This is a genomic window from Ruegeria sp. O5 (assembly GCF_056535105.1).
In genome coordinates this window covers 134782-161253 of the sequence record NZ_JBQERN010000003.1, presented here as the reverse complement: position 1 = coordinate 161253, position 26472 = coordinate 134782, and the positions used below count along the sequence as shown (strand labels likewise).

Annotated in this window: 23 protein-coding genes; 3 read left to right on the top strand and 20 right to left on the bottom strand. The window is 60.7% G+C overall.

Features of this window, described 5'->3' with window-relative positions; translation table 11 throughout:
• Nucleotides 1–69 precede the first annotated feature (69 nt).
• From murB to ACR0M3_RS06890, 10 genes are all read right to left on the bottom strand, one after another.
• On the bottom strand, nt 70–1008 hold the full coding sequence (gene murB, locus ACR0M3_RS06935; RefSeq protein WP_480910040.1) for a UDP-N-acetylmuramate dehydrogenase: 939 nt from the start codon (nt 1006–1008) through the stop codon (nt 70–72).
• On the bottom strand, nt 1005–1298 hold the full coding sequence (locus ACR0M3_RS06930) for a hypothetical protein (protein ID WP_209504519.1): 294 nt from the start codon (nt 1296–1298) through the stop codon (nt 1005–1007). Before ACR0M3_RS06930 ends, murB begins: the two co-directional genes overlap by 4 nt.
• A 24-nt stretch (nt 1299–1322) precedes the next feature.
• Nucleotides 1323–1589, bottom strand: coding sequence for a DUF2484 family protein (locus ACR0M3_RS06925; RefSeq protein WP_480481855.1), 267 nt, complete (start codon nt 1587–1589; stop codon nt 1323–1325).
• Nucleotides 1586–1834, bottom strand: coding sequence for a DUF2484 family protein (locus ACR0M3_RS06920; RefSeq protein WP_480481857.1), 249 nt, complete (start codon nt 1832–1834; stop codon nt 1586–1588). The genes ACR0M3_RS06925 and ACR0M3_RS06920 overlap by 4 nt, the downstream gene beginning before the upstream one ends.
• 75 nt (nt 1835–1909) lie before the next feature.
• A complete protein-coding gene (gene murC, locus ACR0M3_RS06915) occupies nt 1910–3319 on the bottom strand; it encodes a UDP-N-acetylmuramate--L-alanine ligase (RefSeq protein ID WP_480481858.1) in 1410 nt (469 codons plus the stop codon).
• Entirely contained in the window at nt 3316–4413 is a 1098-nt protein-coding gene (locus tag ACR0M3_RS06910) for a UDP-N-acetylglucosamine--N-acetylmuramyl-(pentapeptide) pyrophosphoryl-undecaprenol N-acetylglucosamine transferase (protein ID WP_480910039.1), read from the bottom strand. Before ACR0M3_RS06910 ends, murC begins: the two co-directional genes overlap by 4 nt.
• On the bottom strand, nt 4413–5576 hold the full coding sequence (gene ftsW / locus ACR0M3_RS06905) for a putative lipid II flippase FtsW (RefSeq protein WP_480506256.1): 1164 nt from the start codon (nt 5574–5576) through the stop codon (nt 4413–4415). The genes ACR0M3_RS06910 and ftsW overlap by 1 nt, the downstream gene beginning before the upstream one ends.
• A 188-nt stretch (nt 5577–5764) precedes the next feature.
• Nucleotides 5765–7366, bottom strand: coding sequence for a S8 family serine peptidase (locus ACR0M3_RS06900; RefSeq protein WP_480910038.1), 1602 nt, complete (start codon nt 7364–7366; stop codon nt 5765–5767).
• Nucleotides 7367–7387: 21 nt separating this feature from the next.
• Complete coding sequence (locus ACR0M3_RS06895; protein ID WP_480910037.1) at nt 7388–8545, bottom strand: phosphatase PAP2 family protein; 1158 nt, start codon at nt 8543–8545, stop codon at nt 7388–7390.
• A gap of 28 nt (nt 8546–8573) precedes the next feature.
• Nucleotides 8574–10397, bottom strand: a complete 1824-nt coding sequence (locus ACR0M3_RS06890) for an adenylate/guanylate cyclase domain-containing protein (protein ID WP_480910036.1) — start codon at nt 10395–10397, stop codon at nt 8574–8576.
• A gap of 839 nt (nt 10398–11236) precedes the next feature.
• On the opposite strand from ACR0M3_RS06890, the gene ACR0M3_RS06885 reads away from it, so the two are divergent.
• Complete coding sequence (locus tag ACR0M3_RS06885; RefSeq protein ID WP_480910035.1) at nt 11237–12418, top strand: BaiN/RdsA family NAD(P)/FAD-dependent oxidoreductase; 1182 nt, start codon at nt 11237–11239, stop codon at nt 12416–12418.
• On the opposite strand, the gene ACR0M3_RS06880 is transcribed toward ACR0M3_RS06885, so the two are convergent.
• The 9 genes from ACR0M3_RS06880 to mraZ form a co-directional block, all read right to left on the bottom strand.
• Nucleotides 12415–12789: a glycine zipper family protein gene (locus ACR0M3_RS06880; protein ID WP_209504529.1), complete on the bottom strand. Its 375-nt coding sequence runs from the start codon at nt 12787–12789 to the stop codon at nt 12415–12417. The genes ACR0M3_RS06885 and ACR0M3_RS06880 overlap by 4 nt on opposite strands.
• Before the next feature lie 110 nt (nt 12790–12899).
• Nucleotides 12900–14297 (bottom strand): UDP-N-acetylmuramoyl-L-alanine--D-glutamate ligase, encoded by a 1398-nt coding sequence (murD, locus tag ACR0M3_RS06875; RefSeq protein WP_480910034.1) that lies wholly within the window; start codon nt 14295–14297, stop codon nt 12900–12902.
• 149 nt (nt 14298–14446) lie between these two features.
• Nucleotides 14447–15529 carry a phospho-N-acetylmuramoyl-pentapeptide-transferase gene (gene mraY, locus ACR0M3_RS06870; protein WP_480506250.1) on the bottom strand — a complete coding sequence of 361 codons (1083 nt, stop codon included), beginning with the start codon at nt 15527–15529 and terminating at the stop codon, nt 14447–14449.
• A 36-nt stretch (nt 15530–15565) separates the two neighbouring features.
• Nucleotides 15566–16960 (bottom strand): UDP-N-acetylmuramoyl-tripeptide--D-alanyl-D-alanine ligase, encoded by a 1395-nt coding sequence (locus ACR0M3_RS06865; protein ID WP_480910033.1) that lies wholly within the window; start codon nt 16958–16960, stop codon nt 15566–15568.
• Nucleotides 16957–18456, bottom strand: a complete 1500-nt coding sequence (locus ACR0M3_RS06860) for a UDP-N-acetylmuramoyl-L-alanyl-D-glutamate--2,6-diaminopimelate ligase (RefSeq protein WP_480910032.1) — start codon at nt 18454–18456, stop codon at nt 16957–16959. Before ACR0M3_RS06860 ends, ACR0M3_RS06865 begins: the two co-directional genes overlap by 4 nt.
• 22 nt (nt 18457–18478) lie before the next feature.
• Entirely contained in the window at nt 18479–20266 is a 1788-nt protein-coding gene (locus ACR0M3_RS06855) for a peptidoglycan D,D-transpeptidase FtsI family protein (protein ID WP_209504534.1), read from the bottom strand.
• Nucleotides 20263–20631 (bottom strand): cell division protein FtsL, encoded by a 369-nt coding sequence (ftsL, locus tag ACR0M3_RS06850; RefSeq protein ID WP_209504535.1) that lies wholly within the window; start codon nt 20629–20631, stop codon nt 20263–20265. The genes ACR0M3_RS06855 and ftsL overlap by 4 nt, the downstream gene beginning before the upstream one ends.
• Nucleotides 20628–21620: a 16S rRNA (cytosine(1402)-N(4))-methyltransferase RsmH gene (gene rsmH / locus ACR0M3_RS06845; protein WP_480910031.1), complete on the bottom strand. Its 993-nt coding sequence runs from the start codon at nt 21618–21620 to the stop codon at nt 20628–20630. Before rsmH ends, ftsL begins: the two co-directional genes overlap by 4 nt.
• A 4-nt stretch (nt 21621–21624) precedes the next feature.
• Nucleotides 21625–22128, bottom strand: coding sequence for a division/cell wall cluster transcriptional repressor MraZ (mraZ, locus tag ACR0M3_RS06840; protein ID WP_267363323.1), 504 nt, complete (start codon nt 22126–22128; stop codon nt 21625–21627).
• A gap of 889 nt (nt 22129–23017) precedes the next feature.
• Here mraZ and ACR0M3_RS06835 point away from each other — a divergent pair.
• Nucleotides 23018–23242 carry a DUF1127 domain-containing protein gene (locus tag ACR0M3_RS06835; protein ID WP_480481881.1) on the top strand — a complete coding sequence of 75 codons (225 nt, stop codon included), beginning with the start codon at nt 23018–23020 and terminating at the stop codon, nt 23240–23242.
• A gap of 441 nt (nt 23243–23683) precedes the next feature.
• Complete coding sequence (locus ACR0M3_RS06830; protein WP_480537411.1) at nt 23684–23902, top strand: DUF1330 domain-containing protein; 219 nt, start codon at nt 23684–23686, stop codon at nt 23900–23902.
• A 4-nt stretch (nt 23903–23906) separates the two neighbouring features.
• Here ACR0M3_RS06830 and ACR0M3_RS06825 read toward each other — a convergent pair whose 3' ends face one another.
• The gene (locus tag ACR0M3_RS06825; RefSeq protein ID WP_480910030.1) at nt 23907–26300 is read right to left on the bottom strand and encodes an ATP-dependent helicase; all 2394 of its coding nucleotides are present in this window, start codon (nt 26298–26300) and stop codon (nt 23907–23909) included.
• Between the last annotated feature and the right edge of the window lie 172 nt (nt 26301–26472).

The following is a 26472-nucleotide window of genomic DNA, read 5'->3' as shown; positions in this document are numbered from 1 at the left end:
GGTCCGTACTGCGTTTATGCCTTTGATCCGTCGCCTGAATTTGCCTGTTTTGGTCTGACGGTCGGGGCTTTATTCTTTTAGCGGATCACCGATCCGCATGATTTCCCACTCTAGCGTGATGCCGCTTGTTTCGTAAACCTTTTTTCGCACCTCTTCGCCCAGACCTTCGAGGTCGTCAGCGGTGGCGGTGCCGGTATTGATCAGGAAGTTCGAGTGTTTCGGGCTCATCTGCGCCCCGCCGCGTGCCGCACCGCGCATTCCCGCATCGTCGATCACTTTCCACGCCTTGAGGTCATGCACGTCATCGGCCTGCCCGGTCGAGGAAAACCCGGCCGGGTTGCGGAACGTCGATCCGGCGCTGCGGTCCTTGGTGGGCTGTGTTTCGTCACGCTTTTTCAGTTGCGCTTCCATTCGGGCATGAAGATCATCGGGATCGCCGGACGGGCCTTCGAACGTGGCCGAAATCAGAACGGCGCCTTCGGGCAAGTCGGACTGGCGATAGCGAAAGTTCAGATCCTCGGGCGTCAGGTCCCGCAGGTCGCCCTGCCGGGTGACAATGGTGGCCTTGCGCAGCACGTCCGCCGTGTAGCTGCCGTAACAGCCCGCATTCATCCGCACCGCGCCCCCGATCGAGCCGGGGATGGTGCGCAGAAAGGTCAGGTCCACACCCGCATCCGCGGCCTTGCGCGCAACATGCGCGTCCAGTGCGGCAGCGCCCGCGATGACCGTATTGCCCTCAACCGAGATGGCGTTGAACCCGCGCCCCAGCCGGATCACCACGGCCCGCAAGCCACCATCGCGCACGATGAGGTTCGAGCCGACCCCCATCGGGAAGACCGGCACACCATCCGGCAGATCGCACAGGAAGGCCTGCAAGTCTTCGATATCGGCAGGTTGAAACAGGTAATCCGCCGGCCCACCGACGCGGAGCCATGTGAGGTCAGACAGGTTGCGCGCTTTGGCCAGGCGGCCCCGGACATCGGGAAGAACAGGGGGAAGCGGAGTCATGTAGTCGCGCGCACCGCCAGGCTGCGCCCACCGACCCCGCCCATGATTGCGGCAAAAAGGAAGGGGAGTACACCGGCAGTCAACCAGACCAGCGGGCCGAACGCCTTGTCTTCTTCACCCGTTCCGACACCGGCCAGCACGACGATCAGCCCCAGACCAACCGCGGATGTCAGCCCGATCAGCCACAGAAGGCTGCGCAGGCCAAGCCAGCGGCCCGCTGTAAACCCGGCAGCGGCACCCAGAACGAAGGAAACAAGCGGCAGATAGGCAAATGTGGCGATTGTCGCCATGACAGATCTCCTGAAGTTGGCCGGTTATTCTTTGGCCGCCTTCATGCCCTGCATTTTCGACTTTGTCCAACGGGTCAGATAAATCACCGGCCAGCGCAGCACGGACATGCCCATTGCCAGCACCAGCATCCCGATCCAGGGGCCATTTTCATAGGTGACATAGCCGACGATGGGAATGCCCACGATGATCAGGATATAGGCGCGCGTCCAGTGGTTGTCGGTGCTGGGGATCAGCGCAAGAACGTTGGCAGCAAAGCCCCACAGGGCCGCCAGAGCGATAGACCATGTCATTCCGCGACCTCGCGCCCTGTCCATTTGCGCCAGTAATACCGGATGGGGTTGCGGAACATCGACACGAACCCGGCAAATGCCGCGACCGACCAGAACCAGCCGTGGACATATCCAAGCCATACGACCAGCAACGGTGCGCAGACCAACAGGACAAACCCCGGCGGGAATTGCAGCCGCATCGGCAACATTGCCACGATGGTGGCGCAGATCACCCAAAGCGCTGCCAAGATCATCGAATAGTCCATTCGCCCCTCCGAGGACACGCGACTGTTGCGGTCAGAGTATCACACTTTTAAGTTGTGCAACAAACAAATGACGCGTCAAACAGCTTGTTTTCTTTGCAATCTCTCGGGCAGGCCGTTGGCCCAGGCGCTGATCGTACCGGCCCCGAGGCAGACGACCATGTCGCCCGGTCGGGCCTGTTCGCGCACGAGGCGTTCAAGGTCGTCTTCATCCAGCAGCGCGCGGGCGTGGCGGTGGCCGTGACGGATCAGGCCCTGCACCAGATCGTCGCGCGAGGCGCCTTCGATCGGGTCTTCACCAGCGGCAAAAACCTCGGCAATGGCCACGACATCGGCGTCATTGAAACAGGTGCAGAAATCGTCAAATAGGTTGGACAGGCGCGAATAGCGGTGCGGCTGATGCACAGCAATCACGCGGCCTTCGGTCGCCTGACGGGCGGCCTTGAGAACGGCGGCTATTTCGACCGGGTGGTGGCCGTAATCGTCGATGATGGTGACACCGTCGATTTCCCCGACCTTTGTAAAGCGACGGTTGACGCCGCCGAAATTGGCCAGCGCGTCGCGGATTTCCGCAGCTTTCATGCCCAGATGACGGGCGACGGCAGCGGCGGACAGCGCGTTTGAGACGTTGTGATCGCCGGGCATCGGCAGGGTGCAGCCTTCGATCATCTTGTCTTCGTATTGCAGATGTATGTCGAAATGCGCCACGCCGCCTTTGTAGGTCAGGTTCACCGCCCGCACATCCGCCTGCGCGTTGAACCCATAGGTTCGCACACGGCGGTCGGTGATGCGGCCGACAAGGGCCTGAACCTCGGCATGATCGGTGCAGCAGACGGCCAGACCGTAGAATGGCAGGTTCGAGACGAATTCGTAAAAGCCGTCGCGCAGCCTGTCGAAATCACCCCAATGTTCCATATGCTCGGGGTCGATATTGGTGACAATGGCAATGGTTGCGGGCAGGCGGTTGAACGAGCCATCGCTCTCGTCGGCTTCGACCACCATCCATTCGCCCTGCCCCATCCGCGCGTTCGATCCATAGGCGTGGATGATGCCGCCATTGATCACGGTCGGATCGAAATCGCCTGCCACCATCAGTTCGGCCATCATGGTCGTCGTGGTGGTCTTGCCGTGCGTTCCGGCAATGGCAATGTTCGAGCGCAGGCGCATCAGTTCGGCCAGCATGTCGGCGCGGCGGACAACCGGCAGACCTTGGGCGCGGGCTTGGTCCAGCTCCGGGTTGCCCGGTTTGATCGCAGTCGAGACAACCACGACGGCGGCGTTTTCAAGGTTTTCGGCGCGCTGGCCGACGAAAATCTCGGCCCCCAAACTGGCCAGACGGTCAGTGATCTTCGAGGCTTTCAGATCGGAGCCCTGCACCTGATACCCCAGGTTCAGCAGCACCTCGGCGATGCCCGACATACCAATCCCGCCGATGCCCACGAAGTGGATCGGCCCTACGTCCTGCGGCAGTTTGGTTGCTGGGTTCATGTGGTCTCCTTCTGCGCCAGCTGCTCGACCAGAGCGACCAGACGCTGGGTGGCATCGGGCGCCCCGACCGACAGGGCACCATGGGCCATTTTCTGTGCGGCTTCGGGGTTCGTAAGAACCGTGGTGATTTGCAGTGTCAGCGTGGGAACGTCAAGCGCATTTTCCGGGATCATGATGGCCCCGCCGGCCTGCACCAGCCCGCGCGCGTTGGCGGTCTGATGATCCCCGGCGGCAGCAGCAAGCGGAATCAGGATCGAAGGGCGACCGATGACCGAGATATCGGCCACGCTGGACGCGCCCGAGCGCGAGATCACAAGCTGCGCATCCGACATGCGGCGGGGAATGTCATCGAAGAAGGGCTGAACGTCGGCGCGGATACCATGGTCTTGATAGAATGCGCTGACCCGTTCTCCATCTTCATCCCGCGCCTGATGCGAGACACGGATATGCGCGCGAAGGTCTTGGGGCAGCGCGGCAATCGCTCCGGGCACTATATCGCTGAGGATGCGCGCGCCTTGCGAGCCGCCCATCACCAGAACCGACATCGGATAGTCACCCGGCGGGATATACCCGGCGGCGGCACGGTCCAGGACCGCGGCACGCACCGGGTTGCCGGTGTGGATGCCATGCGCGCCTTCGGGCAAATCCGTCGGCCAGACGCCGCAGGCCACCTGTGCAACGCGGGTTGCGAACAACTGGTTCACGCGGCCCAGAACCCCGTTCTGTTCATGGATCATTCGCGGTATTTTCAGCAGGGTCGCGGCGCCCAGCGCCGGGATCGACGGATAACCGCCAAAGCCCACGACAACATCGGGTTTGTCGCGCATCATCTGGAAGATCATGCTGGTGACACCACCAGCGATAATCGGGCCAACCATCGCCTTTGCCGCCAGACCGCCACGGGCGAAGGTGGCCGAGGACGCCTCGACAATTTCGGTCGAACGGGGAAAGCCACCGGTATAGCGCGCACCGCGCGGGTCGGTGGACAGGCGCACACGCCAGCCCTTGTGCAGCATCGCCTCGGCCAGCGCCTGAGCGGGGAACATATGGCCCCCGGTGCCGCCAGCCGCAATCAACAGGTAAGGGTTCCCCATTATCCTCGTCCGCGCAGAATATCGCCTAGTTCGCCCTGTGGGCGGGTTCGGGTGAAGGCCAGCAGCATGCCAACGGCAATACCGCCAGCAATCAGAGACGAGCCGCCATAGCTGACGAACGGCAAAGTCATGCCCTTGGCGGGCAGCAGACGCACCGCAACACCCATGTTGATCATCGCCTGAACGCCAAACATGCAGGCCAGACCGGTACCGGCCAGACGAATGAACATGTCGCGTTCGCGCATCAGCCGCAGCAGCGAGCGCACGACGATCAGCGCATAAAGCGCAATGATGATCATGACGAGGATCAGGCCGTATTCCTCGGCCGCGACGGCGATGATGAAATCGGTATGGGCATCGGGCAGCGACCATTTCACCTGTCCCTCCCCCACGCCGACGCCGAACAAGCCGCCCTCGCGGATGGCGTTGGTGGCATAGCCCAGCTGGGTTGTGGGATCGACCTCTTGGTTCAGAAAGCCGTCGATGCGGCGGGCAAAGTGTTCAGAATTCGAATAGGCCAGCATCCCGCCCAGAACGACAACACCGGCCATGCCCAGCAACAGCAGCATCGGGGCCCCGGCTACGAAATACATGACGCCCCAGCCGAACAGGATCAGGCAGGCCTGACCGAAATCGGGTTGCATCACCAGCATGGCCACGATGGCCATGCAGAGCGCAAAGGACCACAACCGCCCCGGAGGGCCATTGATTTCCTGTGAGGCCGCCAGCAGCCATGCGGCCACGACGACAAAGCCGGGTTTCAGAAACTCGGACGGTTGCAGCGAGGCAAAGCCCAGCGAATACCAACGCACCGCACCCTTGCCGAAATCCGTTCCAAACACCGGCAGGAAGACCAGAGCGACGAAGGCCCCCAGAAAACCCAGAACGGCCAGACGCCGCACCAAGGTTGGAGACATCATCGAAGTCAGCAGCATCGCGATCAGCGCCAATCCGCCGAACAAGGCCTGACGCTCGACATAATGGAAAGGGTCGAACCCGTTGCGACCGGCCAGTGGCGGTGAAGAGGCCAGCCCCAGCAACAACCCGATGGTAAACAGGATCAGAACGCAGGACATCGTCCAGCGATCGATAGTACGCCACCATTTCGGTAGAATCGGTTCTCCGCGCTGGTCCTGGACCGCGCCATACACCATCTCAGTCATGAGATACCGCCACTCTCTGCCTCGTTAACGCCCCGTTTTCGGGATCTGGCTGAGAGTCTACATGCAATTTGGCGATCAGGCCAGCCTGTTCAGGGGCAAATCGGGATTTCCCGCCCAAGACCCGCGCCGCACGCCCGGATCGCCGGTCAGCCGTTTTACGACGGCCACCGGACGGGAGGAGGTGGGCATCAGACCTTGCTTAGCAGCAGCGGCACATCCAGCAACCCCGCCACACCGAACAGATCGGCCCTGGGGGGCGGCGTGTAACCGTTGATCGCGTCAGCTTGCAGGGTTCCTGCGGCAGAGGACCAATACCAGTGGGTGTTGTCGAAACGCGTTGCAGATGTTTCGAGGTTCTTGAAGATGGCTTTGATCTGCACCCCATTGAGAACATTGGGCGACTTTCGCTGCATCATCGCTATTGCCCCGGCAACAAGGGCCGAAGCCCCCGAAGTGCCGCCGAATTCAGTATACAGCCCGGCGGGATCGTCCACCGCCTTTTTTCGGGTTTTGACCGCCGCGGCAAGGCTGCCTTCGACATAGCCCCGCGGGCCCGGCACATCCAACGTCACCAACCGTTGAGGCGCGAATTCGACAATCGGGATCGCGTCACCACTGCCGTCGCGTTTCAGGTGATGTTTCGGGTTTTCCATATGGAAGTCAGTGGCCGAGGCTGCATCACGGTCCAGACGAATTTGATAGCGGTTGTAGATCTCACCGTCATCCGAGGGGGCGGACACGGTCAGATCAGCAGAGTGGTTCGAATACCCGGACCGGGTGCCATTGTAGTTGACGGCCCCCACCGAGATGATCCCGTTGGTTGGATCACCGGACAGGCTGGCAGGGTAAATCAGTTCACTTCGACCGTCATTGCCAGCGGCACAGACCACCGGAATTCTCGTGCTGACCCATTTGATGATCTTGTCCAGCGCCGACCATGCCACCGAGATGTCGCGCGCGTCGCCGTCGGGTTCGTCGCGCCTCGTCTCGTGCAGGCGCGTCTTTTCGTGCGAGTCCAGACCCGGATAGAACGGCTCGGTGCCAGTGGCAGGGCGAAATCGATATCCCGGCCAGTGGTCCGGGTTCGCGGCATCGCGCGGAAACAGGATGACATGCGCGCCTTTGTGGAGGGCATAAAGAAACGCCGCAATCAATTCTTCCGGGCTGGGCGAGATAGACGTCGTGATCGGAATAATCCTGCTTTTGGGATCAACCCCATAATACGCCGCGATATTGCCGGTATTGCCGAATTGGTCGGTTGCAAAGCTGGTTCCGCAGGCCAGCCCGGCACAGCTGGTGCCGTGCCCGGCATAGCGATCGTCATAGGCATCGATGTAACGCTTGACGCCAAAACCCGACCTCAGCCCGGCAATCACCCGCCGTTCCTGAGAGGTCAGGCCCGGAATGCCCAAGGGGTCCTGAATGCCCGACAGATGTTGTACCTGCTCTTCGATATGCTCGGCCCCTGCCCCAACGGCAGACCGGTCGATGTATTTGACGCCGAATGGGTGGCTGGCCAGATCAAGGGCGTCGTCCCGAATGACCCTGTCCGCCGGAACCGGTCCGATATCCGGCGCTTTCAGGTTCGGGTGATGCGGGGCCACGCCCATGTCGATCAGGGCGATTTTCGCCTCGTCCAGAGCAGGACCTGTGAAATCCCAGATCGCGATATCGATTTCCGGGCAGGTCTCTCCGTCGGCGGGTGGGGGCGCCTTGACGGTCAAGGCTTTGATCGCGACCAGATGCCAGAGATAGTAATAGCGTGCGTAGTCTTCGTTTCCTGCGGTCATTTCGTCACCTCGCGTTGATCCTTAGCCCAGCCATTCGTCTTGTGCTTCGTCCATCAGTTCGTCCAGAACCTCGGTCAGGTAAGCCACGGTTTTTCTGGCCAGACTTCGCCCGGCGGCTGTGTCGCTTGGGTAATGCAGACCGGCCCATTCGCGGTTTTCAGCAATCCGCTGGGCGCGGTGGAACAAAGCGACAGTGCCCGGATGTTCGGGGATCAGCCGCGAGAACAGTTCGGCAATCGCGAAAGATTGGTAGGAGTGGTTCGAGGGGTAAGCCGCATGAAAAGGCACCGGAAGGAAGGGCCGGATCAGCGGCTGGATGATATTGGGTCTGGGCCGGCTGAAGCGGTTCTTGTAGGTCAGGCCAATCTCATTCGTCAATTCCAGCAGGATCGTCATCAGCGCGCGGGTCGCATCAAAGCCGCCCTTCTCGTCAATGCCCAGCGGACTGAGATATTCATCAATGCCAAAGCCTGCCTGCGTCACGATTTCCTCGCGCCGCGTCGCCTGATTTGACCACTTGAGCCGCCCTTGCAGGATCAGCAGGTATTCGGTTTCCTTCATGCTTTCGTCAGGGCCCGGCGGCGGCAGAAGATCGATGTTTTCCCAGATTTTGCCCAGCAGTCCGGATGCGGGCAGCATACCGATCCGGCACAGATCGCGCATCTCGCGCCAGCCGAAGGAAGCATCGCTGCCGCCGACGTCAAAATCGCTGCGGTTCCGGTTACGATTGCGATTTCTGTTTCGGTTCCGGTTTCTGTTCCGATTGCGGTTTCTGTTGCGGTTCCGGTTCAGTGCGAATGCCGAAGATGCGCTCATCGCGACGGACGCCGCGCCGAGGGCAGAGCGTTTCCCGATCTCTTCGTCTTTCGCACCTTTTACACGGCTGTCAGACCTGAAGGGGTCGATGAATTCTTCGTTCTGCATGAACGCGGTAAGCTCGCGCAGTTTTCCATCATCCAGCAACTCGGGGTCCAGATCATGAATGGCATTGAGATATTTGATGAAGCTTTCCCTCTGCGCGTCGTAAATGAAATTGTCCAACGCCTTTCGATTGTCCCCCGGTGAGGCACCGAGACCACCGGTTCCGGCAAGGTTCATCAATTTCACCACTTTGCAGGAAATCAGCTCTCCACGTCGGGCCATCATGCCAAAATCATTGAGCGTGGACACGTAAGACATAAGTAAACCCCCTACTTTTACCCCTACTTCAAGCGTGTTGCGGCAACCCGATCCGGGACAGGCCGCTTTCCATCAGTTGCGCGCTGAACCGCGTTGGCACCGGGAACCGGTCCTGCTGGATGCAGGCCAGCGACATGTCCGGTTCCAGATTGGTCAGCCGCTGCAAGGCGAACTCGCCTCGCTGCCGGTCACCTGCGTGCCCGTAAGCCGCAGCCAGATAGCGCATGACGGTTTTGAACTGCGGTTGAACCTCCATCACGGATTCGCCGAACCTGATGGATTTCTCGAACTCGCCATTGACCAGCGCGGCGACACATCCTGCCCCGTCAAACAGATGCCGGTACGGGCTGTGCCGTCCGATAAGCCGTGCCTTCTGCGCGGCTTCCACTGCCAGCCCCGGACGATCCGTGTAGCAATAGAGCATGGCGGCAGAATCCCAGCTCATCGCCCGATAAGGGCTGAGCTCGAGCGCGCGGTCGACCAGATCCTGCGCCACCGAAAACTCTCGGAACACGTAGGAATGCACGTGGGCGACAAGGCCCAGAACAGTACCGTTATCCGGGTCAGCCTCGACAGCGCGCCGGGCCAGATCGCGCGCCTGCGCTTCCAGTGTGGCATCCCAGGTTCCGTACCGTTCACCGACCTTGAAGGTCGTGACATAAGCCAGCCACGCAAGGTAGACCGGCTTGGGATCAAGCTCGTAAGCCGCCAGAATGTCCGCCTCGAGCTGGTCCAGCCCCGGCCCGGTCATCGTCAGCAGGTGATGCACGGCGGCAACGGCGGTTTTCGCCGCGTGATGGGAGGCCGGATCGCGCATGTGACGCCCGTTCAGCAAGGCCGTCAGCAAGGCGTCAGTGGCAAAGCTGATGAACGATGTCAGGCCCGAGCAGGTTTGCCCCAGAAAGTCACCCTGATCGGCCACCACATTCTGGCTCCAGATCACTTTTCTGTCTTCCGACCGCATTGCGGTGGCGGACACTTGCAACATGCTGCCACAGGTCGAAGCGCGACACTGAAGGAAAAGATCAGGCCCAGCCGACAGTGGTTCCTTTGGAAGCGCAACCTGCGGCACCCGGTAATCCTGAACCTCGAGCGCTTCGGTTTCGGTAAGGGATTTGGACAGCTGTTCCGCAACGATGTTGGACACGAATGCCGCGGTTTCGGAACCACCCCCTACATCCGGAGACAACAGACCGATCACGAAATTCGGGCGCGGTAAGGTAAACGACAGCCGTTCGGACCGGAAGGCCGTTGGGTTGGCGGGAACAGGAACCGGCTGTTCTTTTCCGTCCTTCTCATATGGAACGTCGATTGTTGCGCGGGCCACTTTGAACAGCTCAAGCGAGGCACCGATATTCTTGAGATTGGGCCGCCCGATCGAGTTGAACAGGAAATCCTGCCGCCCGCGCAGCGCATTGCGCACAACGCTTGAGACCAGAACCTCGCCGGATGAGCCGACGCTTTCGATCCGGGCCGCCGTATTCACAGCGTCACCGATGATCTGCTGGTCAACCTCGAACGTGTCGCCCAGATGTATCCCAATTCGATACCCTTTGGCGTAGCGGTCGGGGGCATGGGTCAGGACATCCTGCACCCCCAGCGCAGTTTCGACAGCGGCACGCGCGCTTGGAAAAACGGCGCACAGCCCGTCACCGGTCAGGCCGGTCACCCGGCCTCGAAAGCTGTTAACCAGATCGCTGACGCAATTCAGATCGCGGCGGATTCTGGCCAGTGTTTCAAGCTCGGCCTCGCGGACGGCGGCAGAGTAATCACATGCATCAAGGAACAGGATCGCCCTGAGCCGCGCCTTGGGAAGGTCGCTTGGATTGTTCAAATTCAGAGTAATACCCATGATCGTGTCTCGGAACTCTTTAACTTGTTGAAATGTGCCACCCCGAAAACAGGCGGGCTGGCACGCATCAGAGGCGTGTTGTGATTGCAAATGCAGCCGACGGGTGTGAATGGCGCTGCATTGCGCGGGACGGGCCACGGGCCTGAATGGAAATCACGAGGCATTAATCGGCCCGCTGATGAGATTTGGTTTCTAAAATGCGTTAAGTTCAAAATAATAAGGGTTATTGTATTGTTTTAGTGAACTTCCGTCGACATATTTTTATTTTTGCACATATTTTTCGGTGCAATTTGGCGAATTTACCCGGCATCTGTGGCGCTTTGTGCTTGGCGGGAAAGACGGGCTGACGCGGCAAGACTTCCCGTTAGGAGTGCGCGAGGGCTGACCCCGGTCAAGCCCTTGGCATTGGAGCTTCCTGTTGCCGCTAAACCGGGCGGACGGCATGACACGACAGCGGCTGACTGGTACCGGAAATCGATTCTCCAAAAAGTATCTGAACGTTGCCCGGCCCTCGCCGTTTCAGCCGGTCAAGCCAGTCACCACACTGTTCGGTGGCCCAACATGTGGCGGGACCAGGTGCCCTGCACAACCTGAACGGTGCCGCAATTTGACCGGACCCGAGCGTAGTTTTCTGTGATCTGCACCCTTCCAATCCCGCCCCGCGACGCGCGCGCAAAATCCCGACAACCAGCCCAAACCGGCCCCCGTGCAAGGGTGTCACCGCCCGCAGGCCCCGATTTTCCGGGAATCATTCACCTGACAACTAAATCCTTTGCCTCAGGCCCGGTGCGCCGGGTTTCACCCTTGTCATCGCCGAAAATCCACGCCAAGGGCGGTGCATGAGGTTCGATACGATCATATTGGGTGCCGGAGCGGCAGGAATGATGTGCGCGGCCCGTTGCGGTGGGCGGGTGCTGGTGATCGACCACGCCAAGGCGCCGGGCGAGAAAATCCGCATCTCGGGCGGAGGGCGGTGCAATTTCACCAATATGTATGCGGGGCCGGACAATTTCCTGTCGCAAAACCCGCATTTTTGCAAATCCGCGCTGGCGCGGTTTACGCAGTGGGATTTTGTCGATCTGGTGAACCGGCACGGCATCAAATGGCATGAGAAAACGCTGGGGCAGTTGTTCTGTGATGGCTCTTCAAAGCAGATCATCCAGATGTTGCTGGACGAGATGAGCCGCGCCGGTGCCGAGCTGTGGGTGCAGACCGCGCTGCGTGATCTGCGCAAGGATGGCACCGGATTCGCGCTGGAGGTCGAGCGTGAGGGGCAGCGCCTGCATCTGACCTGTGCCAATCTGGTGCTGGCCACGGGGGGCAAATCCATCCCCAAGATGGGCGCGACCGGGCTGGCCTATGACATTGCCCGGCAGTTTGGCCTGCTGGTGACCGACACCCGCGCGGCGCTGGTGCCATTCACCTTTTCGGATGGCCGGTTCAAGGACCTGTCCGGTGTTTCCCTGCCCGTGCGGCTTTCCAACAAACGCACAAGTTTTGACGAAGCGCTGTTGTTCACCCATCGCGGCCTCAGCGGGCCGTCCGTTTTGCAGCTGTCCTCTTTTTGGCGCGAAGGCGAGGAGATCGGCGTGAACCTGATCCCCGAACTGCCCCTGTTCGATCTGCTGCGCGCACAACGGCAAAAAGCAGGGCGCAAGGCGCTGACAACGGAACTGGCGCGGCATCTGCCGTCCCGGCTGGTCGAGTATTTAAGCCAAATCATCCCGATATCCGGCAATCTGGCCGATCAGTCGGACGCGAAACTGTCTGATCTGGTCGCGGCCCTGTCTGACTGGCGGCTGGGACCATCGGGAACCGAAGGGTATCGCACCGCCGAGGTCACGCTGGGCGGGATAGATACCGATGATCTGTCATCGAAAACGATGGAGGCCAAGGATGTCCCTGGCCTCTATGCGATTGGTGAAGCGGTGGATGTCACCGGGTGGCTTGGCGGCTACAACTTTCAATGGGCATGGTCATCGGGCCATGCCGCAGGTGTCGCCATTGCCGCTATGAATTAACCTACGACGTTGTAGCCGCGACCGCGCATGCAGTTGCGCACGATCACTTCCTGATTCTGGGTGTTGCTGATCGCACTGGCACCCACACCGACCAGAGCACCAGCGGCCGCCGCGCGACCCAGATCGCTGGCGCTGTTGTCGATAATTGCCGTGGTTGCCGCAGCACCGGCCGCGCCGATGGCGGCAGCGCCCGCGGTGTTGCTGTCCAGCGTCGGACGGGACCGGGCCAGCGCCTGACAATTGGCCAGATCGGACTGGTAGTTCGGGCCCACAGGCCCGTCGACGATAGGAACATAATTCGCCCCGCTATTGGCACAGGCCCCGGCCAGCGCAACGACGGGAAGGATGGAGAGAATTTTGCGTGCAGACATTTTCCGCTTCCTCTTTATTGAACTTAAGGTGACGCAACCTCAATTCCAACAAAGTGTCAATCTGACTGAAAAATGTCCACACGTACCGGCGGGCTGTTGCAGGTGCGGTGTTAGCCCAGCCGTTTTTGCACCTGCGCTGTGAAATCGTCGCCACGCTGTTCGAAATTGTCATATTGATCGAAACTTGCCGCTGCCGGCGCGAGCAGAACGGTCTCGCCCGCCTGGGCATCCGCCATGGCCTGCGCCACTGCTGCCTCCATCGTGGTACAGACCTGCGCGTCGGACGTCAGCTGCATCGCAAAGCCAGCTGCCTCACGACCGATGACATAGGCTTTTATCACTTGATCCGCTGCTGCGTTCAGGGCTGCGACGCCGCCTTCTTTCTCAAGCCCGCCACAGATCCAGCGAATCTGTTTGAACGCAGTCAGCGCCTTCAGGGCGCTATCGACATTGGTCGCCTTGGAGTCGTTGACATAAGTTACCCCGTCCGCCTCGGCGATGATCTGGCTGCGGTGCGGCAGGCCCGGGAACGCGTGCAGCGCATCCTCGATCACGCGCGGGGCAAGGCCCAGCGACCGGCAGGCCGCATAAGCCGCACAGGCGTTCTGGTGGTTATGGGCACCGGGAAGGCCTTTGATCGCGCGCAGGTCGATAGACCCGGCCTGCCGCCCCTTGCGGTATTCCGACAAAAACCCCTTGCGCGCGAAGACCTGCCATCCCGGCCCGGTCAGCTTTCGCGTTACCGAGATACGAATTACGCGGTCATCCGCTGGCCCTTCGGCCAGCTGGCCAGCAAGAAAGGCGCCTTCGGTTTCATCGATGCCGACAATCGCGCGGTCCGGGCCGCCTTCGGCAAATAGCCTTCGTTTGGCCGCGAAATATCCGCCCATGCCGCCGTGGCGATCCAGATGATCGGGCGACAGATTGGTAAACACCGCCACATCCGGGGTCAGCGCGCGGGCCAGTTCCGTCTGGTAGCTGGAAAGTTCCAGCACCACGACCGAGCCATCGCCACCCGGATCGATATCCAAAACACCGCGCCCGATATTTCCGGCCAACTGCGCCTCGCGCCCGGCCGCGGTCAGGATGTGATGAATCAGCGCCGCGGTGGTGGATTTCCCGTTCGAGCCAGTGACCGCGATGACCCGTGGCGGAGTGTCATAGTTGTTCCATTCCGGTCCGGCGAAGGAGCGGAAGAACAGGCCGATATCGTTGTCAACCGGCACGCCTGCATCCAAGGCTGCGGCAACCACGGGGTTGGGTTCGGGATAAAGATGCGGAATGCCCGGCGAAACGATGAGCGTGGCAATGGTGTCAAACGCCCCCTGTTTGCGCAGGTCGGCACAGGAGAATCCTTCGCCCTCGGCTATGGCGCGGGTTGTCGGGTTGTCATCCCAGCAGACCGGCTCCGCCCCGCCTGCGCGCAAGGCGCGTGCGGTTGCCAGACCGGACCGGCCCAATCCCAGAACCGCAACTTTCTGCCCTGAAAAGCCTTTGACCGGGACCATTCTACACACCTTCTTTGATTTGGATTTGGAGGCCACACTGCACTGAAGAAAATCACAATGACAAGGGGCGTGTCAGGCTCGCGCTGCGGCGCGAGCCGGGTCCAACAGGTGGCAGGAGGACCGCAGGCCCACCGAACCTGGCGGGAGCCTTACCGCACCTTCAGCGTTGCCAGACCGATCATCGCCAGAATCAGCGAGATGATCCAGAAGCGGATGACGATGGTCGGCTCGGCCCAGCCCTTTTTCTCATAATGATGATGAATCGGGGCCATCAGGAAGACCCGCTTGCCAGTGCGTTTGAAGTAGAGGACCTGAATGATCACGCTCAGCGCCTCGACCACGAACAGCCCGCCGACGACGGCCAGAACCAGCTCGTGCTTGGTGGCAACGGCAATGGCACCCAGCGCGCCGCCCAGCGCCAGCGACCCGGTATCGCCCATGAAGACCGCCGCCGGGGGGGCGTTATACCACAGGAATCCGAGACCCGCGCCAAAGAGCGCTGAGGTGAAGATAAAGATTTCACCCGTGCCGGGCACGTAATGCACGTCGAGATATTCGGTAAAGTCGACGCGGCCCACCGCATAGGCGATCACGCCCAGCGTCGAGGCGGCGATCATCGCTGGCATGATGGCCAGCCCGTCCAGACCGTCGGTCAGGTTCACCGCGTTGGCGGCCCCCACGATTACGACAATCGCAAACGGAATATAGAAGATGCCCAGATTGACCAGCGTGTCCTTGAATACGGGTACAGCCAGCTGGTTCTGCAACGCTTCGGGGTGGTGCAAAGTCGCCCAAAGCGAAGCCAGCACGGCAATAATCACGCCCAATGCGAGGCGCATCCTGCCTGAAACCCCCTGCGTGTTCTGTTTTGAGACCTTCGCGTAGTCATCCGCGAATCCGATGGCCGCATAAGACAGGGTCACGAAAAGCACCATCCAGACATAAGGGTTATCCAGACGCGCCCAGACAAGGGTCGAGGTCACAAGAGCCCCGACAATCAGCAAACCGCCCATTGTTGGCGTGCCTGCCTTGGAAAAATGCCCCTCGGGGCCATCATTACGGATCGGCTGGCCCTTGCCCTGCTTTCTGCGCAGCACGTTGATCAGGGGTTTTCCGAAGATGAACCCAAAGATCAGTGCCGTCATGAAGGCACCGCCTGCGCGGAAGGTGATATACCGGAAGAGGTTCCAGAAATCCCCACCATCCGACAGGGCGGTCAACCAGTACAGCATGACAATACCTTTCTCACACGAGGCGCACGGGCGTGATCACCCATCAAGCGCGCCCCCTTGCCCCATTTTGCGCAGACCGTCAACAATCGAGGCCAATCCCATGCTGAGAGAGCCCTTGGCCAGCACAGTATCGCCATCCCTGACCAGCGAAGGCAACTGTTCGGCCATCTCGGCGCTGGTTTCGGACCAGAGACCGCGTTTCGCCGAGGGCAGCGCGTGGTGCAGTGCCCGCATCAACGGGCCTATACAATGCACCTGATCAACATGTGCCATCGCTTTGGCATCGGCCATGGCAGCGTGCATCGCCTCTTCCTGCGCGCCCAGCTCTTTCATATCGCCCAGAAAGGCGATGCGGCGTTTACCTTGTGAGGCGGCGAGCACATCCAGCGCGGCCTCCATCGAGGTCGGGTTGGCGTTATAGCTGTCATCCAGCAGTTCGATCTGCCCGCCGCCGGGCAGAGGAATGCTTTCCCGAACGCCACGCCCCTTGACCGGGGACCATGCGCGCAGACCCGCGATAGCGTCATCCAGATCGACACCCAGTTCAACGCAGGCAGCCAAAGCCCCCAGCGCGTTCATGGCGAAATGCGTACCGGCAGAGTTCACCTCAAAACGGAATACCTGATCACCAACGGCAGCTTCGGCAGTCACAGTGTTCGCCCCCTGCTGAACGTCGGTCAGCCGGTAATCCGTTGCGCCTTGGCCGAAATCAACAATCCAGGCCCCCTGCTCAAGCGCCGTTTGGCGCAGGATGTCCGCGTGCTCGACATCTGCGTTGACGATTGCCGCGCCACCGGGTTCGAGCCCTTCAAAGATCGCAGCTTTTTCATGGGCGATGCCAGCCACATTCTCGAAGGCTTCCAGATGCACCGCCGCCACGGTCGTGACCAGCGCCACATGCGGGCGGGCCTGCCGGGCCAGCGGGGCAATCTCGCCCGGATGGTTCATGCCAATCTCGATTACCGCGAATTCAGTGTCGCGCGGCATCCGTGCAAGGGTCAGCGGAACGCCCCAGTGGTTGTTATAGCTGGCCACGCTGGCATGGGTTTTGCCTTGTGTTTCAAGGATCACGGCCAGCATCTCCTTGGTCGACGTCTTGCCGACACTGCCAGTCACCCCCACCACACGCGCATTCGTTCTGGCGCGAGCCGCCTGCCCCAAAGCCTCGAGCGCCGCCTGCACATCATCAACGATCAGCAGTGGTGCGTCTGGCGATACGTTGTCGGGAATATGCGAGACCAAAGCCGCGCCTGCGCCTTTCTCAAGCGCCTGAGCCACGAATTCATGCCCGTCCCGCGCCGCTTTCAGCGCCACAAACAGATCACCGGGTTGAAGGGTGCGCGTGTCGATGGAGATGCCATCAGCGGTCCAATCGGCCGTGACCCGCCCACCCGTTGCCTGAGCGGCCTCGGATGCTGTCCAGAGCGTCATGCGACCCTCCCGTCCAGCGCGGCGACGGAAATGCTGGCCTGTTCGACATCATCGAAGGGCAGCACCTGATCGCCGACGACCTGACCGGTTTCGTGGCCCTTGCCCGCAATCAGCAACGCGTCGCCGGGTTGCAGGGCATCGATGCCGCGCAGAATGGCTTCGGCGCGGTCGCCGACCTCAGTCACGCTGACGTCGCCCGCTGCCTCGAGCGCACCTGCCATGACGGCGGCGCGGATGGCGGCGGGGTCTTCGCTGCGTGGGTTGTCGTCGGTGACGAAAACCATATCTGCGTGGTTGGCGGCTGCCTTTCCCATCAGCGGGCGTTTCGTGGCATCGCGGTCGCCGCCCGCGCCGACAATGGCGATCAAACGACCCATCACATGCGGACGCAGCGCCTTGAGGGCGGTGGCCACGGCGTCGGGGGTGTGCGCGTAATCCACAAAAACCGTCGCGCCGTTGTCGCGGGTAGCGGCCAGTTGCATACGCCCGCGCACGGTGGTCAGGTGCGGCAGCGTTTCAAAGACCCGTTCGGGGCTGTCGCCCGCAGCAATCACCAGCCCGCAGGCCAGCAGGATGTTTTCGGCCTGGAACCCTCCGATCAGGTTCAGGCGGGTCTGGAAGGTCCGGCCCTGCCACGCAAATCGCAGATCCTGCCCGGTAGCATCGAACCGCTGGTTGATCAGGCACAGATCGGCGTCGCCCAACCCGACGGTCAGCACCGATTGACTGCGTGCCTCGGCGATCCGGCGGACCCGAGACCCCTTGGGATCGCTCAGGTTGATAACAGCCGTGCCATCCTGCGGCAGAACCCGGTCGAACAACCCGGCCTTGGCTGCGAAATACGCTTCAAAAGTCTCGTGGTAATCCAGATGATCCTGCGTGAAGTTCGAAAACCCGGCAGCGGTCAGGTGCACGCCATCCAGGCGGCGCTGTTCGAGGCCGTGGGACGAGGCCTCCATCGCGGCGTGGGTCACGCCGTTTTCGGCGGCTTCCGCCAGACAGCGATGCAGGGTGATCGGCTCGGGCGTGGTATGGGCCAGCGGTGCGGTCCATGCCCCTTCGACCCCGGTTGTCCCAAGGTTGACGGCGGCGTGGCCCAGTTCGGTCCAGATCTGGCGCACAAAGGTGGCAACCGAGGTTTTTCCATTGGTTCCGGTGACCGCGACAATCGTCTGCGGCATCGCACCGAACCATAAAGCGGCGGCCCCGGCCAGCGCCTGACGCGGGTCTTCGACAACCACCAGCGCCGCATCCGACGCCGCAAGTTCAGCAGCTGCGGTTTTCGCCCCTTCGGCATCGGTCAGGATGGCGGCGGCCCCCATGCGCAGGGCGTATTGAATGAACGTGCCGCCATGAACCCGCGTGCCGGGAAGGGCTGCAAACAGGAAACCGTCTTTCACCTCGCGGCTGTCAACGGCCAGACCGGTGATCTCGGGGTTAACCCCGCCTCGCGCGGTCAGGGCCAGTTGGCTGAGTTTCTTTGTCCTTGTGCCCATGACCCACCTCTTGCCGGACAGCCTAGTTTGAGGTCAGCGTTATAGCAGCGCCCGCCTCAGGCTCAAGCCGGGGACGCAAGCCCAGCAGAGGTGCCACGCGACCAATAAGTTCGGCAGCTACTGGCACCGCGGTCCAGCCTGCGGTGCGGCGTTTTTCGCCGTATGCCACGATTGAGGGTTCATCCAGCGTGACGATCAGCACATATTTCGGATCGTAGGCCGGGAAGATCGTTGCGAAAGTGGCGATGACCTTGTCTTCGTAATACCCGCCGCGCGGTTTGGGCTTGTCTGCCGTGCCGGTCTTTCCAGCCACGTCATACCCCTTCACCTCGCCAAAGCTGGCGGTGCCATCCGTCACCACCTTGCGCAGCATCTTCTGCGCCTGACGCGCGGTTCCCTGCGACATCACGCGAGGGCCATATTGCGGGCCGTTCTGGCGCAGGATGGTCGGGCTGACATAGTGCCCACCGTTGGCAATCGCGGCATATCCCGCCGCCAGATGCATCGGGCTGGTTGACAGACCATGGCCGTAGGAAATGGTTACGGTGCTCAGCTCGCCCCATTTCTTTGGCTTCAGCGGCACGCCTCCCGTGGCCTCGACAATCTCAAACGGGGTCGGGTCGAACATGCCGAGCGCATTCAGAAAGTCCTGCTGCCGCTGCGCGCCGATCTGCAATGCCAGACGCCCGGTGCCACGGTTCGAGCTGTGGACGATCACATCCGCAACGCTGATCTTGCCGTAATTCTTGCCGTTGAACTCTCCGATCGGGAAGCGCCCGATCTTCATCGGGCCGGATGTATCGATGATGGTGTTCGAGTTTACCAGCCCAAGGTCAACCGCCTGTGCGGCGGTGAAAATCTTGAAGACCGACCCCAGTTCGTACACGCCTTGCACATAGCGGTTGAACAGCGGGCTGTCCGAGGGATCAAACCCCGAGGTCGGCGGGCGCGGACGATCATTGGGATCGAATGAGGGCAGCGAGGCGGCGGATACAACCTCGCCCGTATGCGCATTCATCAGAACCGCCGATGCGCCCTTGGCGTTCATGATCTTCATACCGCCGTAGAGCACCTGTTCGACCGCGGCCTGAATGGTCAGGTCCAGCGACAGTTGCAGTGGCTTGTTGCCGTTGGCCGGGTCGCGCAGATAGTCGTCAAACTGCTTTTCCACCCCGGCCACACCGATCACCTCGGCGGCGCTGACGCCCTCGCGGCCAAAACCGGAGCCACCCAGGATATGCGCGGCCAACTTGCCATTGGGATAGAGGCGCATCTCGCGCGGGCCAAACAGGATGCCGGGATCACCGATGTCGTGCACGGCCTGTTTCTGTTCGGGCGAAATGCGTTTCTTGATCCACAGGAACTTGCGCTTGCCAGTGAAATCCTTGACCAGACGCTCTTTATCCAGATCGGGGAAGATCGCCACCAGCTGATCCGCTGCCGCAATCGGATCGATCATCAGTGGCGGCTGCGCGTAGACGGAATAGGTATCCAGATTGGTGGCCAGAATGCGCCCTTCGCGGTCGACGATATTGGCGCGCTGCATAGCAATCGCGGCCCCCGGCGCATTGGCCAGTGGCTCCTGCACCTCGGACGTTGCCAACATGCCCATGCGGACGCCAACCACCGAGAATGCGCAGAAGAAGAACAGCCCCAGCACCAGCAGACGCCCTTCGGCGCGGGCGCGGGCGCGGTCTTTCATGTCTTCGTGGCGCTTGCGGATGTTTTCACGCTCGATCGCCTTTGGGTTTTCGCCACGGGCGCGGGCGTCAAGGATACGGGCCAGTGGACGAAGGGGCGTACGTGTCATGGGATCTGCACCTCGCCCAATGCCTGAATGTCGGTGATGGCCTGCAATTCAATCGGGTCAACGATGGGCAGGTCCGGGTCTTCGGCAAAGGCAATCTGATCGGCGCGCCCGAACTGTTCGGCCCGCAGAGGCAGCAGACCAAGGCGTTCAAAATTCAGGTCCGCCAGTTCTCGCAGCCGGTCGGGGCGGTTCAAATAAGCCCATTCTGCGTTCAGGACCGCCAGCCGCACCTGCGCCATGCCGATCTCGCGTTGCAGGGATTGCGTTTCCTTCACCACCTGTTGGGTGCGATAATTCTCCTGATAGGCCCAAAGCGCCAATCCGAACACGGACAGAGCAGTCAACACATACAAAACACTCTTCATCTTGCCCTTCCCCCAAGTTGAGGCATTCCAATGGCGCGGGCCTCAATTTCCCCCGCCGGAGCATCGGTGCGGATCGCGACACGCAGCTTGGCCGAGCGCGCGCGCGGGTTTTCCTGCAATTCCTGTTCGTCGGGCCCAACAGCCTTGCGGGTCTTCAGCGTGAATTGCGGCTGGTCCTGTTCCATCTCGGGCGCATAGCGGTTCGCACGCCCTGTTTTGCCCGCGCGCGACTGAAAGAACCGTTTGACCATCCGGTCCTCGATGGAATGGAAGGTGACAACAGCCAGCTGCCCACCGGGTTTCAGCGCACGTTCGGCGGCCATAAGGCCCTGAAACAGCTCTTCATACTCGGCATTCACCGCGATCCGCAGACCCTGAAAACTGCGCGTTGCGGGATGCGATTGCCCCGGTTTCGGGCGCGGCAGACAGGATTCGACAATCTCGGCCAGACGCAGGGTCGTTGTGATCGGCGCTTCGGTTCGCGCCCTGACAATCGCCTTGGCAACCCGGCGGCTGGCGCGTTCTTCGCCATAGTGGAACAGGATGTCGGCCAGTTGCGCCTCGGTCGCCGTGTTCACCAAATCGGCGGCGCTTTCGCCTTGCTGGCTCATGCGCATATCCAGAGGGCCGTCCTTCATGAAGGAAAACCCGCGCTCGGCCTGATCCAGCTGCATTGAGGACACGCCAAGATCCAGTACAACGCCATCCAGATCCTGCGCGTATTCGTCCATGCGCGAGAATACGCCGGGCTGCATCACCAGCCGGTCGCCGTAATCCTGCGCCCAATCTGCCGCCATTTCAAAGGCCAGCGGGTCACGGTCTACACCGATTACCTTGTCTGCCCCGGCCTCCAACAGCCCGCGCGTATAGCCGCCCGCGCCAAACGTGCCGTCCAGCCAGATGCCCGTGACCGGCGCAACCGCAGCCAGCAAGGGGCGCAGCAGAACGGGGATATGTGGTTTTTCAGATGAGGACGCAGCGCCGGCCATGCCGTTACGCATCCCCGGTGCCGTCTAGGAACTGCATCGGGTCAAAATCGTCCGGCAGATCATCCATCCATTCTTCGGTCTTGGCCAGTTCCTCGACCTCGTAGGTCTCGGGCTTCCAGATCTGAAAGGTGTCGCCTGCGGCGATAAAGAACGCCTCGCCTTCGAGGCCGATCTTGCTGCGCAGCTTGGCGGGTAGCACAAGACGCCCGGTTTCGTCCACGTTGGTCGGGAAGGACTGACCGTGGAACATGCGCTGCAACATCCGCCGCTGCATCGAGCCGCGCGGCAGGGCATCGATCTTGGCATCAACCTCGTCAATCGCCTGCATGGTATAACATTCAAGGTATTTGCGGCGGTGGTCACCATAGACAATCACCAGTTCGGGGTTGTCACCGGGCTGCCAGTTGGGATCGGACGATTCAAGTACACGGCGAAACGAGGCCGGGATCGACACCCTGCCCTTCGTATCCACCTTATGGTGGCTTTCACCTCTAAACCTGCGCGCCAAGACGACTGTCCCTTTCGCTTGCGCCCCACCTTGAATTTACGTTCCCCCCGGATGAAAAACGGCGGGTTGATCTGCTGCCACTGATCAACCCGCCGCATTGACCCGCTTTGCGGGATGTCCAGCTGCGCGCGCCACCTGGGGGGATGTCTGCTCGCCCGCGCGCCGGATCTCTTGGTTGATGAAAGCGAGATGCCTGTATGAAACCTGAATATTTTTGGTCGGGGTCGTTTGGTGCCCCTGCTGCCTCGTCCTCATCGGATGTATAAGGGATGACATGGGAATTCATGGAAATCAATAGGAATTTTGCGCAACGTGTCATGAGGAACACGGCCAGACTGGATTGTCACTGAAGGATTCGAGCTTCGTGACACCAGTTTTAGCGGGTGGCGAATAACACACCCCTATATATTGGAAAATTCATCGGTCGAAATTTTTCCCGCGATTTCCCAAGAATTTTGCCCACTTTTCTTTTGGACTGGAAATATTGGCCTCAAATGCACAATCCGCCCTTCGAATCGTTCAGAATTTCGGGTCGTTTTCCAGCAATCTCCCCCACGCGACCACATCGCCCCATGATTTCCCACGAGCGATTTACCCAAGCCTTGTCAACATCAGAACGGATATGTTTTGCCCATTTTCCCGCCGAGTGCGCTCAATTCAAAGGCAGGCCACCGGGAAGGGCCAGATGCCCCTGCCAAAGCTGACCTAGGGTCGACCCCATATTTTCAAGGCGCATCGCTGCGAAATGAAAAAACTGAGCCAATCTATGCATTTGCTGCATAGCAGCATTGATGTCGTGACCTATTGTGCAATTGCAGCATTTGCCTATCTTCAATCTCAAGCAAGGGCCGGACGATACCGGCAAGACAAAAAGATACGGATGATGAGCATGGCAGTCGCAAGCACGCATACAGCAGTAAAGAACGCACCGGCGTTCGGTTTTGGCGCAGTTCTGGAAAACGCAAAGACCCGGTTCGTACGCTATCGTCTGTACCGCCAGACCGTCAATGAATTGTCCGCTCTGTCGAACCGCGAGCTGGCCGATCTTGGCCTGCACCGCTCGATGATCCGCCGCGTTGCCATGCAGGCGGCAAACGAACAAACCGCGCGATAAGCGCAACACGCATACTGAGATCAGGCCCTTCCTCCTCCCTTAGGGTCTGTAATCAGCGGCAACGTCTTCCTCCTCCCTGACGTTGCCGCACCTTATACCGGCCTCAACCCGCCGGACACGGATACATCGGGGCGTCCTCCTCCCTGCCTTGATGTTGAAAGCGCGCGGCGATGTCTTCCTCCTCCCTGACATCGCCGCGTCTTCCTCATACCGGGTTCAAACCCGGGCTCGCATACATCAGGGCTCTCCTCCTCCCTGCTCTGATGTTGACAAGACGGCGGTTCCCTCTCCTCCTCCCTGGGAACCGCCGTTTTTTGTTTTTCGGACACTGGTGTAGGATGGCGTCCTGACATCTGATGCGGAGGACGCCATGGCCGCCTATTTCATTGCGCAGATCAACATTCACGACCCGGACGGATATCAGGGCATCTGGCAGGTTTCATGCCGATCTTCGACCGCCACGGCGGTCGCCTGCTGACGGTCTCATCCAAACCGGTCGAACGGATTGAAGGCGATTGGCCCGAAGGCGGGATTGTGTTGATGGAGTTTCCGGATCTTGCAGCAGCGAAATCCTGGAAGGACGACCCGGATTACATCGAACTGGCGAAGATCCGAAAGGCCACCGCAACCACCAATCTGGTTCTGGTCGACGGGATATGACGCCTCAGAACGGGACGTCATCCTTGTTGGTCAGAAAACGCGAGACCACTTTCTTGATGCCCGCCTTGTCGAAATCGACCTCGACCTTGTCGCCTTCGATCCCGATCACAGCGCCGTAGCCGAATTTCTGGTGAAACACCCGTTCGCCCAGCGTGAAACTGGCCAGTGCGGTGGCGTCGATCACCGTGTTGCGGCTTTCGCGGGGTTGCGACATGCCATATTGGCCCTGCCGCGCCTGCAACCGTCTCCAGCCCGGCGAGTTATAGACATTGGCTTCGGCCGCGCGGGTTTCTATGCCCGCCGTCTGATGGCCGCCGCCATAAAGGCCCGGAGGCGTCAGCACCTCGACATGGTCTTCAGGCAACTCGTCAATGAAGCGCGAGGGCATCGAGTTCTGCCATTGCCCGAATACCCGCCGGTTGGCGGCGAAGGAAATCGTACAAACCTCTTCGGCGCGGGTGATACCGACATAGGCCAGACGGCGTTCTTCCTCGAGCCCCTTGAGGCCGGTTTCGTCCATCGACCGTTGCGAGGGGAACAGCCCGTCTTCCCACCCCGGCAGGAAGACGACGGGAAACTCCAGCCCCTTGGCCGCGTGCAGGGTCATGATCGAGACCTTGGCCCCGTCACCGTCCTGTTCATTATCCATGACCAGGCTGACATGTTCCAGAAACCCTTGCAGGTTTTCGAAATTGTCCAGTTGGTTGACCAGTTCCTTGAGGTTTTCCAGACGCCCCGGCGCTTCGGGGGTCTTGTCGTTCTGCCAATGGGCCGTGTAGCCGGATTCGTCGAGGATGATCTGCGCAAGTTCGATATGCGTATGCTCGGGTGCGCCGAACCGCATGGGCGAACCGTCATCGATCACCGAATCGTCGTCCACCTCGATCCGCGGCCCACGCGTCATCGCATTCCACCGGACCAACCCGTCGATCAACTCGCGTAGCGCTTTGCCGCCTTTTCCCTTGATCAGCCCGTTGTCGACTGCGATCCGCGCACCTTCGACCAGAGACACGCCATTCTCACGCGCCACAATCTGAATGGTCTGCTGCGCCTTGTCGCCCAATCCGCGTTTCGGCGTGTTCACGATCCGCTCGAAGGCCAGATCATCTTCGGGGCTGACCACCAGCCGGAAATAGGCCATGGCATCGCGGATCTCCATCCGCTCGTAGAAACGCGGGCCGCCGATCACCTTGTAGGGCAGACCGATGGTCAGGAACCGGTCCTCGAACGCGCGCATCTGGTGCGAGGCGCGCACGAGAATCGCCATCTCATCAAGATTCATCGGACGGATACCGCGCGTCCCGCCCTGCATCGCGTCGATTTCCTCACCGATCCAGCGGGCCTCTTCCTCGCCATCCCAATGGCCGATCAGGTTGACCTTGTGGCCGTCTTTGGCATCGGTCCACAGCTCTTTACCCAAACGGCTTTCGTTGCCCCGAATGACGTTGGAAGCTGCTGCCAGAATATGTGGGGTCGAGCGGTAGTTTTGTTCCAGCCGCACCACGTAGGCACCGGGAAAGTCCTTTTCGAACCGCAGGATGTTGCCGACCTCGGCCCCGCGCCAGCCATAGATCGACTGGTCGTCATCGCCCACGCAGCAGATGTTCTTGTGCCCCCCGGCCAGCAGGCGCAACCACAGGTACTGGGCAACGTTGGTATCCTGATACTCATCCACAAGGATGTAGCGGAACCAGCGCTGGTATTGTTCCAGAACATCCGGATGGGTCTGAAAAATCGTGACCATGTGCAACAGCAGGTCGCCGAAATCCACCGCATTCAGCTCGCGCAGGCGAGTCTGGTATTGGGCGTAAAGTTCAATGCCCTTGTTGTTATAGGTCCCGGCATCCGCCACAGGCACCTTGTCGGGCGTCAGCGCACGGTTTTTCCAGTCGTCGATGATCCCCGCCAGCATCCGCGCCGGCCAGCGTTTGTCATCGATATTGGCGGCCCGAACCAATTGCTTGAGCAGGCGCAGCTGGTCGTCGCTGTCCAGAATTGTGAAGTTCGATTTCAGATCGACCAGTTCCGCGTGGCGGCGGAGCAGTTTGACGCAAATAGAATGGAAGGTGCCCAGCCATGGCATTCCTTCAGCTGGCTGGCCCAGCAAGCGGCCTACTCGTTCTTTCATCTCGCGCGCGGCCTTGTTGGTGAAGGTCACCGACAGAATCTCGTTCGGGCGCGCGCGCGCCGTGTTGAGCAGATGCGCAATCCGGGCCGTCAGCGCCTTGGTCTTGCCCGTCCCCGCCCCGGCCAGCATCAGAACCGGGCCGTCCAGACGTTCGACCGCGTCACGTTGCGCCGGGTTCAGATCATCCAGATAGGGCGAAGGGCGCACGGCCATAGCCCGCGCCGACAGCGATGCGCCTTCGAAGGCGTCCATTTCGTCAAAACTGCTCATGCCCCCAAACTACGCCGGATGATCGCCAAGGGAAAGAGTTTGTTCACGGCTTGTTCGCGGGGATTTTTCAGGTCTTTTTGCATTCAATTCTAAACAAAGATGCCGCTGCCCTGTAGGGCTGTTAACCCTCTGTCAAGTCCTGCCCCGGATGCTGGTTCCATTGCTGTGGGAG

Coding starts and splice junctions, on each gene's coding strand:
- ACR0M3_RS06900 (WP_480910038.1), bottom strand. CDS start 7,366: ATGACCGCAGGAAACGAAGACTACGCACGCTATTACTATCTCTGGCAT.
- ACR0M3_RS06865 (WP_480910033.1), bottom strand. CDS start 16,960: ATGACGCTCTGGACAGCATCCGAGGCCGCTCAGGCAACGGGTGGGCGG.
- rsmH (WP_480910031.1), bottom strand. CDS start 21,620: ATGGCCGGCGCTGCGTCCTCATCTGAAAAACCACATATCCCCGTTCTG.
- ACR0M3_RS06930 (WP_209504519.1), bottom strand. CDS start 1,298: ATGGCGACAATCGCCACATTTGCCTATCTGCCGCTTGTTTCCTTCGTT.
- murB (WP_480910040.1), bottom strand. CDS start 1,008: ATGACTCCGCTTCCCCCTGTTCTTCCCGATGTCCGGGGCCGCCTGGCC.
- ACR0M3_RS06825 (WP_480910030.1), bottom strand. CDS start 26,300: ATGAGCAGTTTTGACGAAATGGACGCCTTCGAAGGCGCATCGCTGTCG.
- ACR0M3_RS06835 (WP_480481881.1), top strand. CDS start 23,018: ATGGCAGTCGCAAGCACGCATACAGCAGTAAAGAACGCACCGGCGTTC.
- ACR0M3_RS06925 (WP_480481855.1), bottom strand. CDS start 1,589: ATGACATGGTCTATCGCTCTGGCGGCCCTGTGGGGCTTTGCTGCCAAC.
- ACR0M3_RS06895 (WP_480910037.1), bottom strand. CDS start 8,545: ATGTCTTACGTGTCCACGCTCAATGATTTTGGCATGATGGCCCGACGT.
- murC (WP_480481858.1), bottom strand. CDS start 3,319: ATGAACCCAGCAACCAAACTGCCGCAGGACGTAGGGCCGATCCACTTC.
- murD (WP_480910034.1), bottom strand. CDS start 14,297: ATGGTCCCGGTCAAAGGCTTTTCAGGGCAGAAAGTTGCGGTTCTGGGA.
- ftsW (WP_480506256.1), bottom strand. CDS start 5,576: ATGACTGAGATGGTGTATGGCGCGGTCCAGGACCAGCGCGGAGAACCG.
- ACR0M3_RS06910 (WP_480910039.1), bottom strand. CDS start 4,413: ATGGGGAACCCTTACCTGTTGATTGCGGCTGGCGGCACCGGGGGCCAT.
- ACR0M3_RS06890 (WP_480910036.1), bottom strand. CDS start 10,397: ATGGGTATTACTCTGAATTTGAACAATCCAAGCGACCTTCCCAAGGCG.
- ACR0M3_RS06880 (WP_209504529.1), bottom strand. CDS start 12,789: ATGTCTGCACGCAAAATTCTCTCCATCCTTCCCGTCGTTGCGCTGGCC.
- ACR0M3_RS06920 (WP_480481857.1), bottom strand. CDS start 1,834: ATGGACTATTCGATGATCTTGGCAGCGCTTTGGGTGATCTGCGCCACC.
- mraY (WP_480506250.1), bottom strand. CDS start 15,529: ATGCTGTACTGGTTGACCGCCCTGTCGGATGGTGGGGATTTCTGGAAC.
- ACR0M3_RS06860 (WP_480910032.1), bottom strand. CDS start 18,456: ATGGGCACAAGGACAAAGAAACTCAGCCAACTGGCCCTGACCGCGCGA.
- ACR0M3_RS06855 (WP_209504534.1), bottom strand. CDS start 20,266: ATGACACGTACGCCCCTTCGTCCACTGGCCCGTATCCTTGACGCCCGC.
- ACR0M3_RS06885 (WP_480910035.1), top strand. CDS start 11,237: ATGAGGTTCGATACGATCATATTGGGTGCCGGAGCGGCAGGAATGATG.
- ftsL (WP_209504535.1), bottom strand. CDS start 20,631: ATGAAGAGTGTTTTGTATGTGTTGACTGCTCTGTCCGTGTTCGGATTG.
- ACR0M3_RS06830 (WP_480537411.1), top strand. CDS start 23,684: ATGCCGATCTTCGACCGCCACGGCGGTCGCCTGCTGACGGTCTCATCC.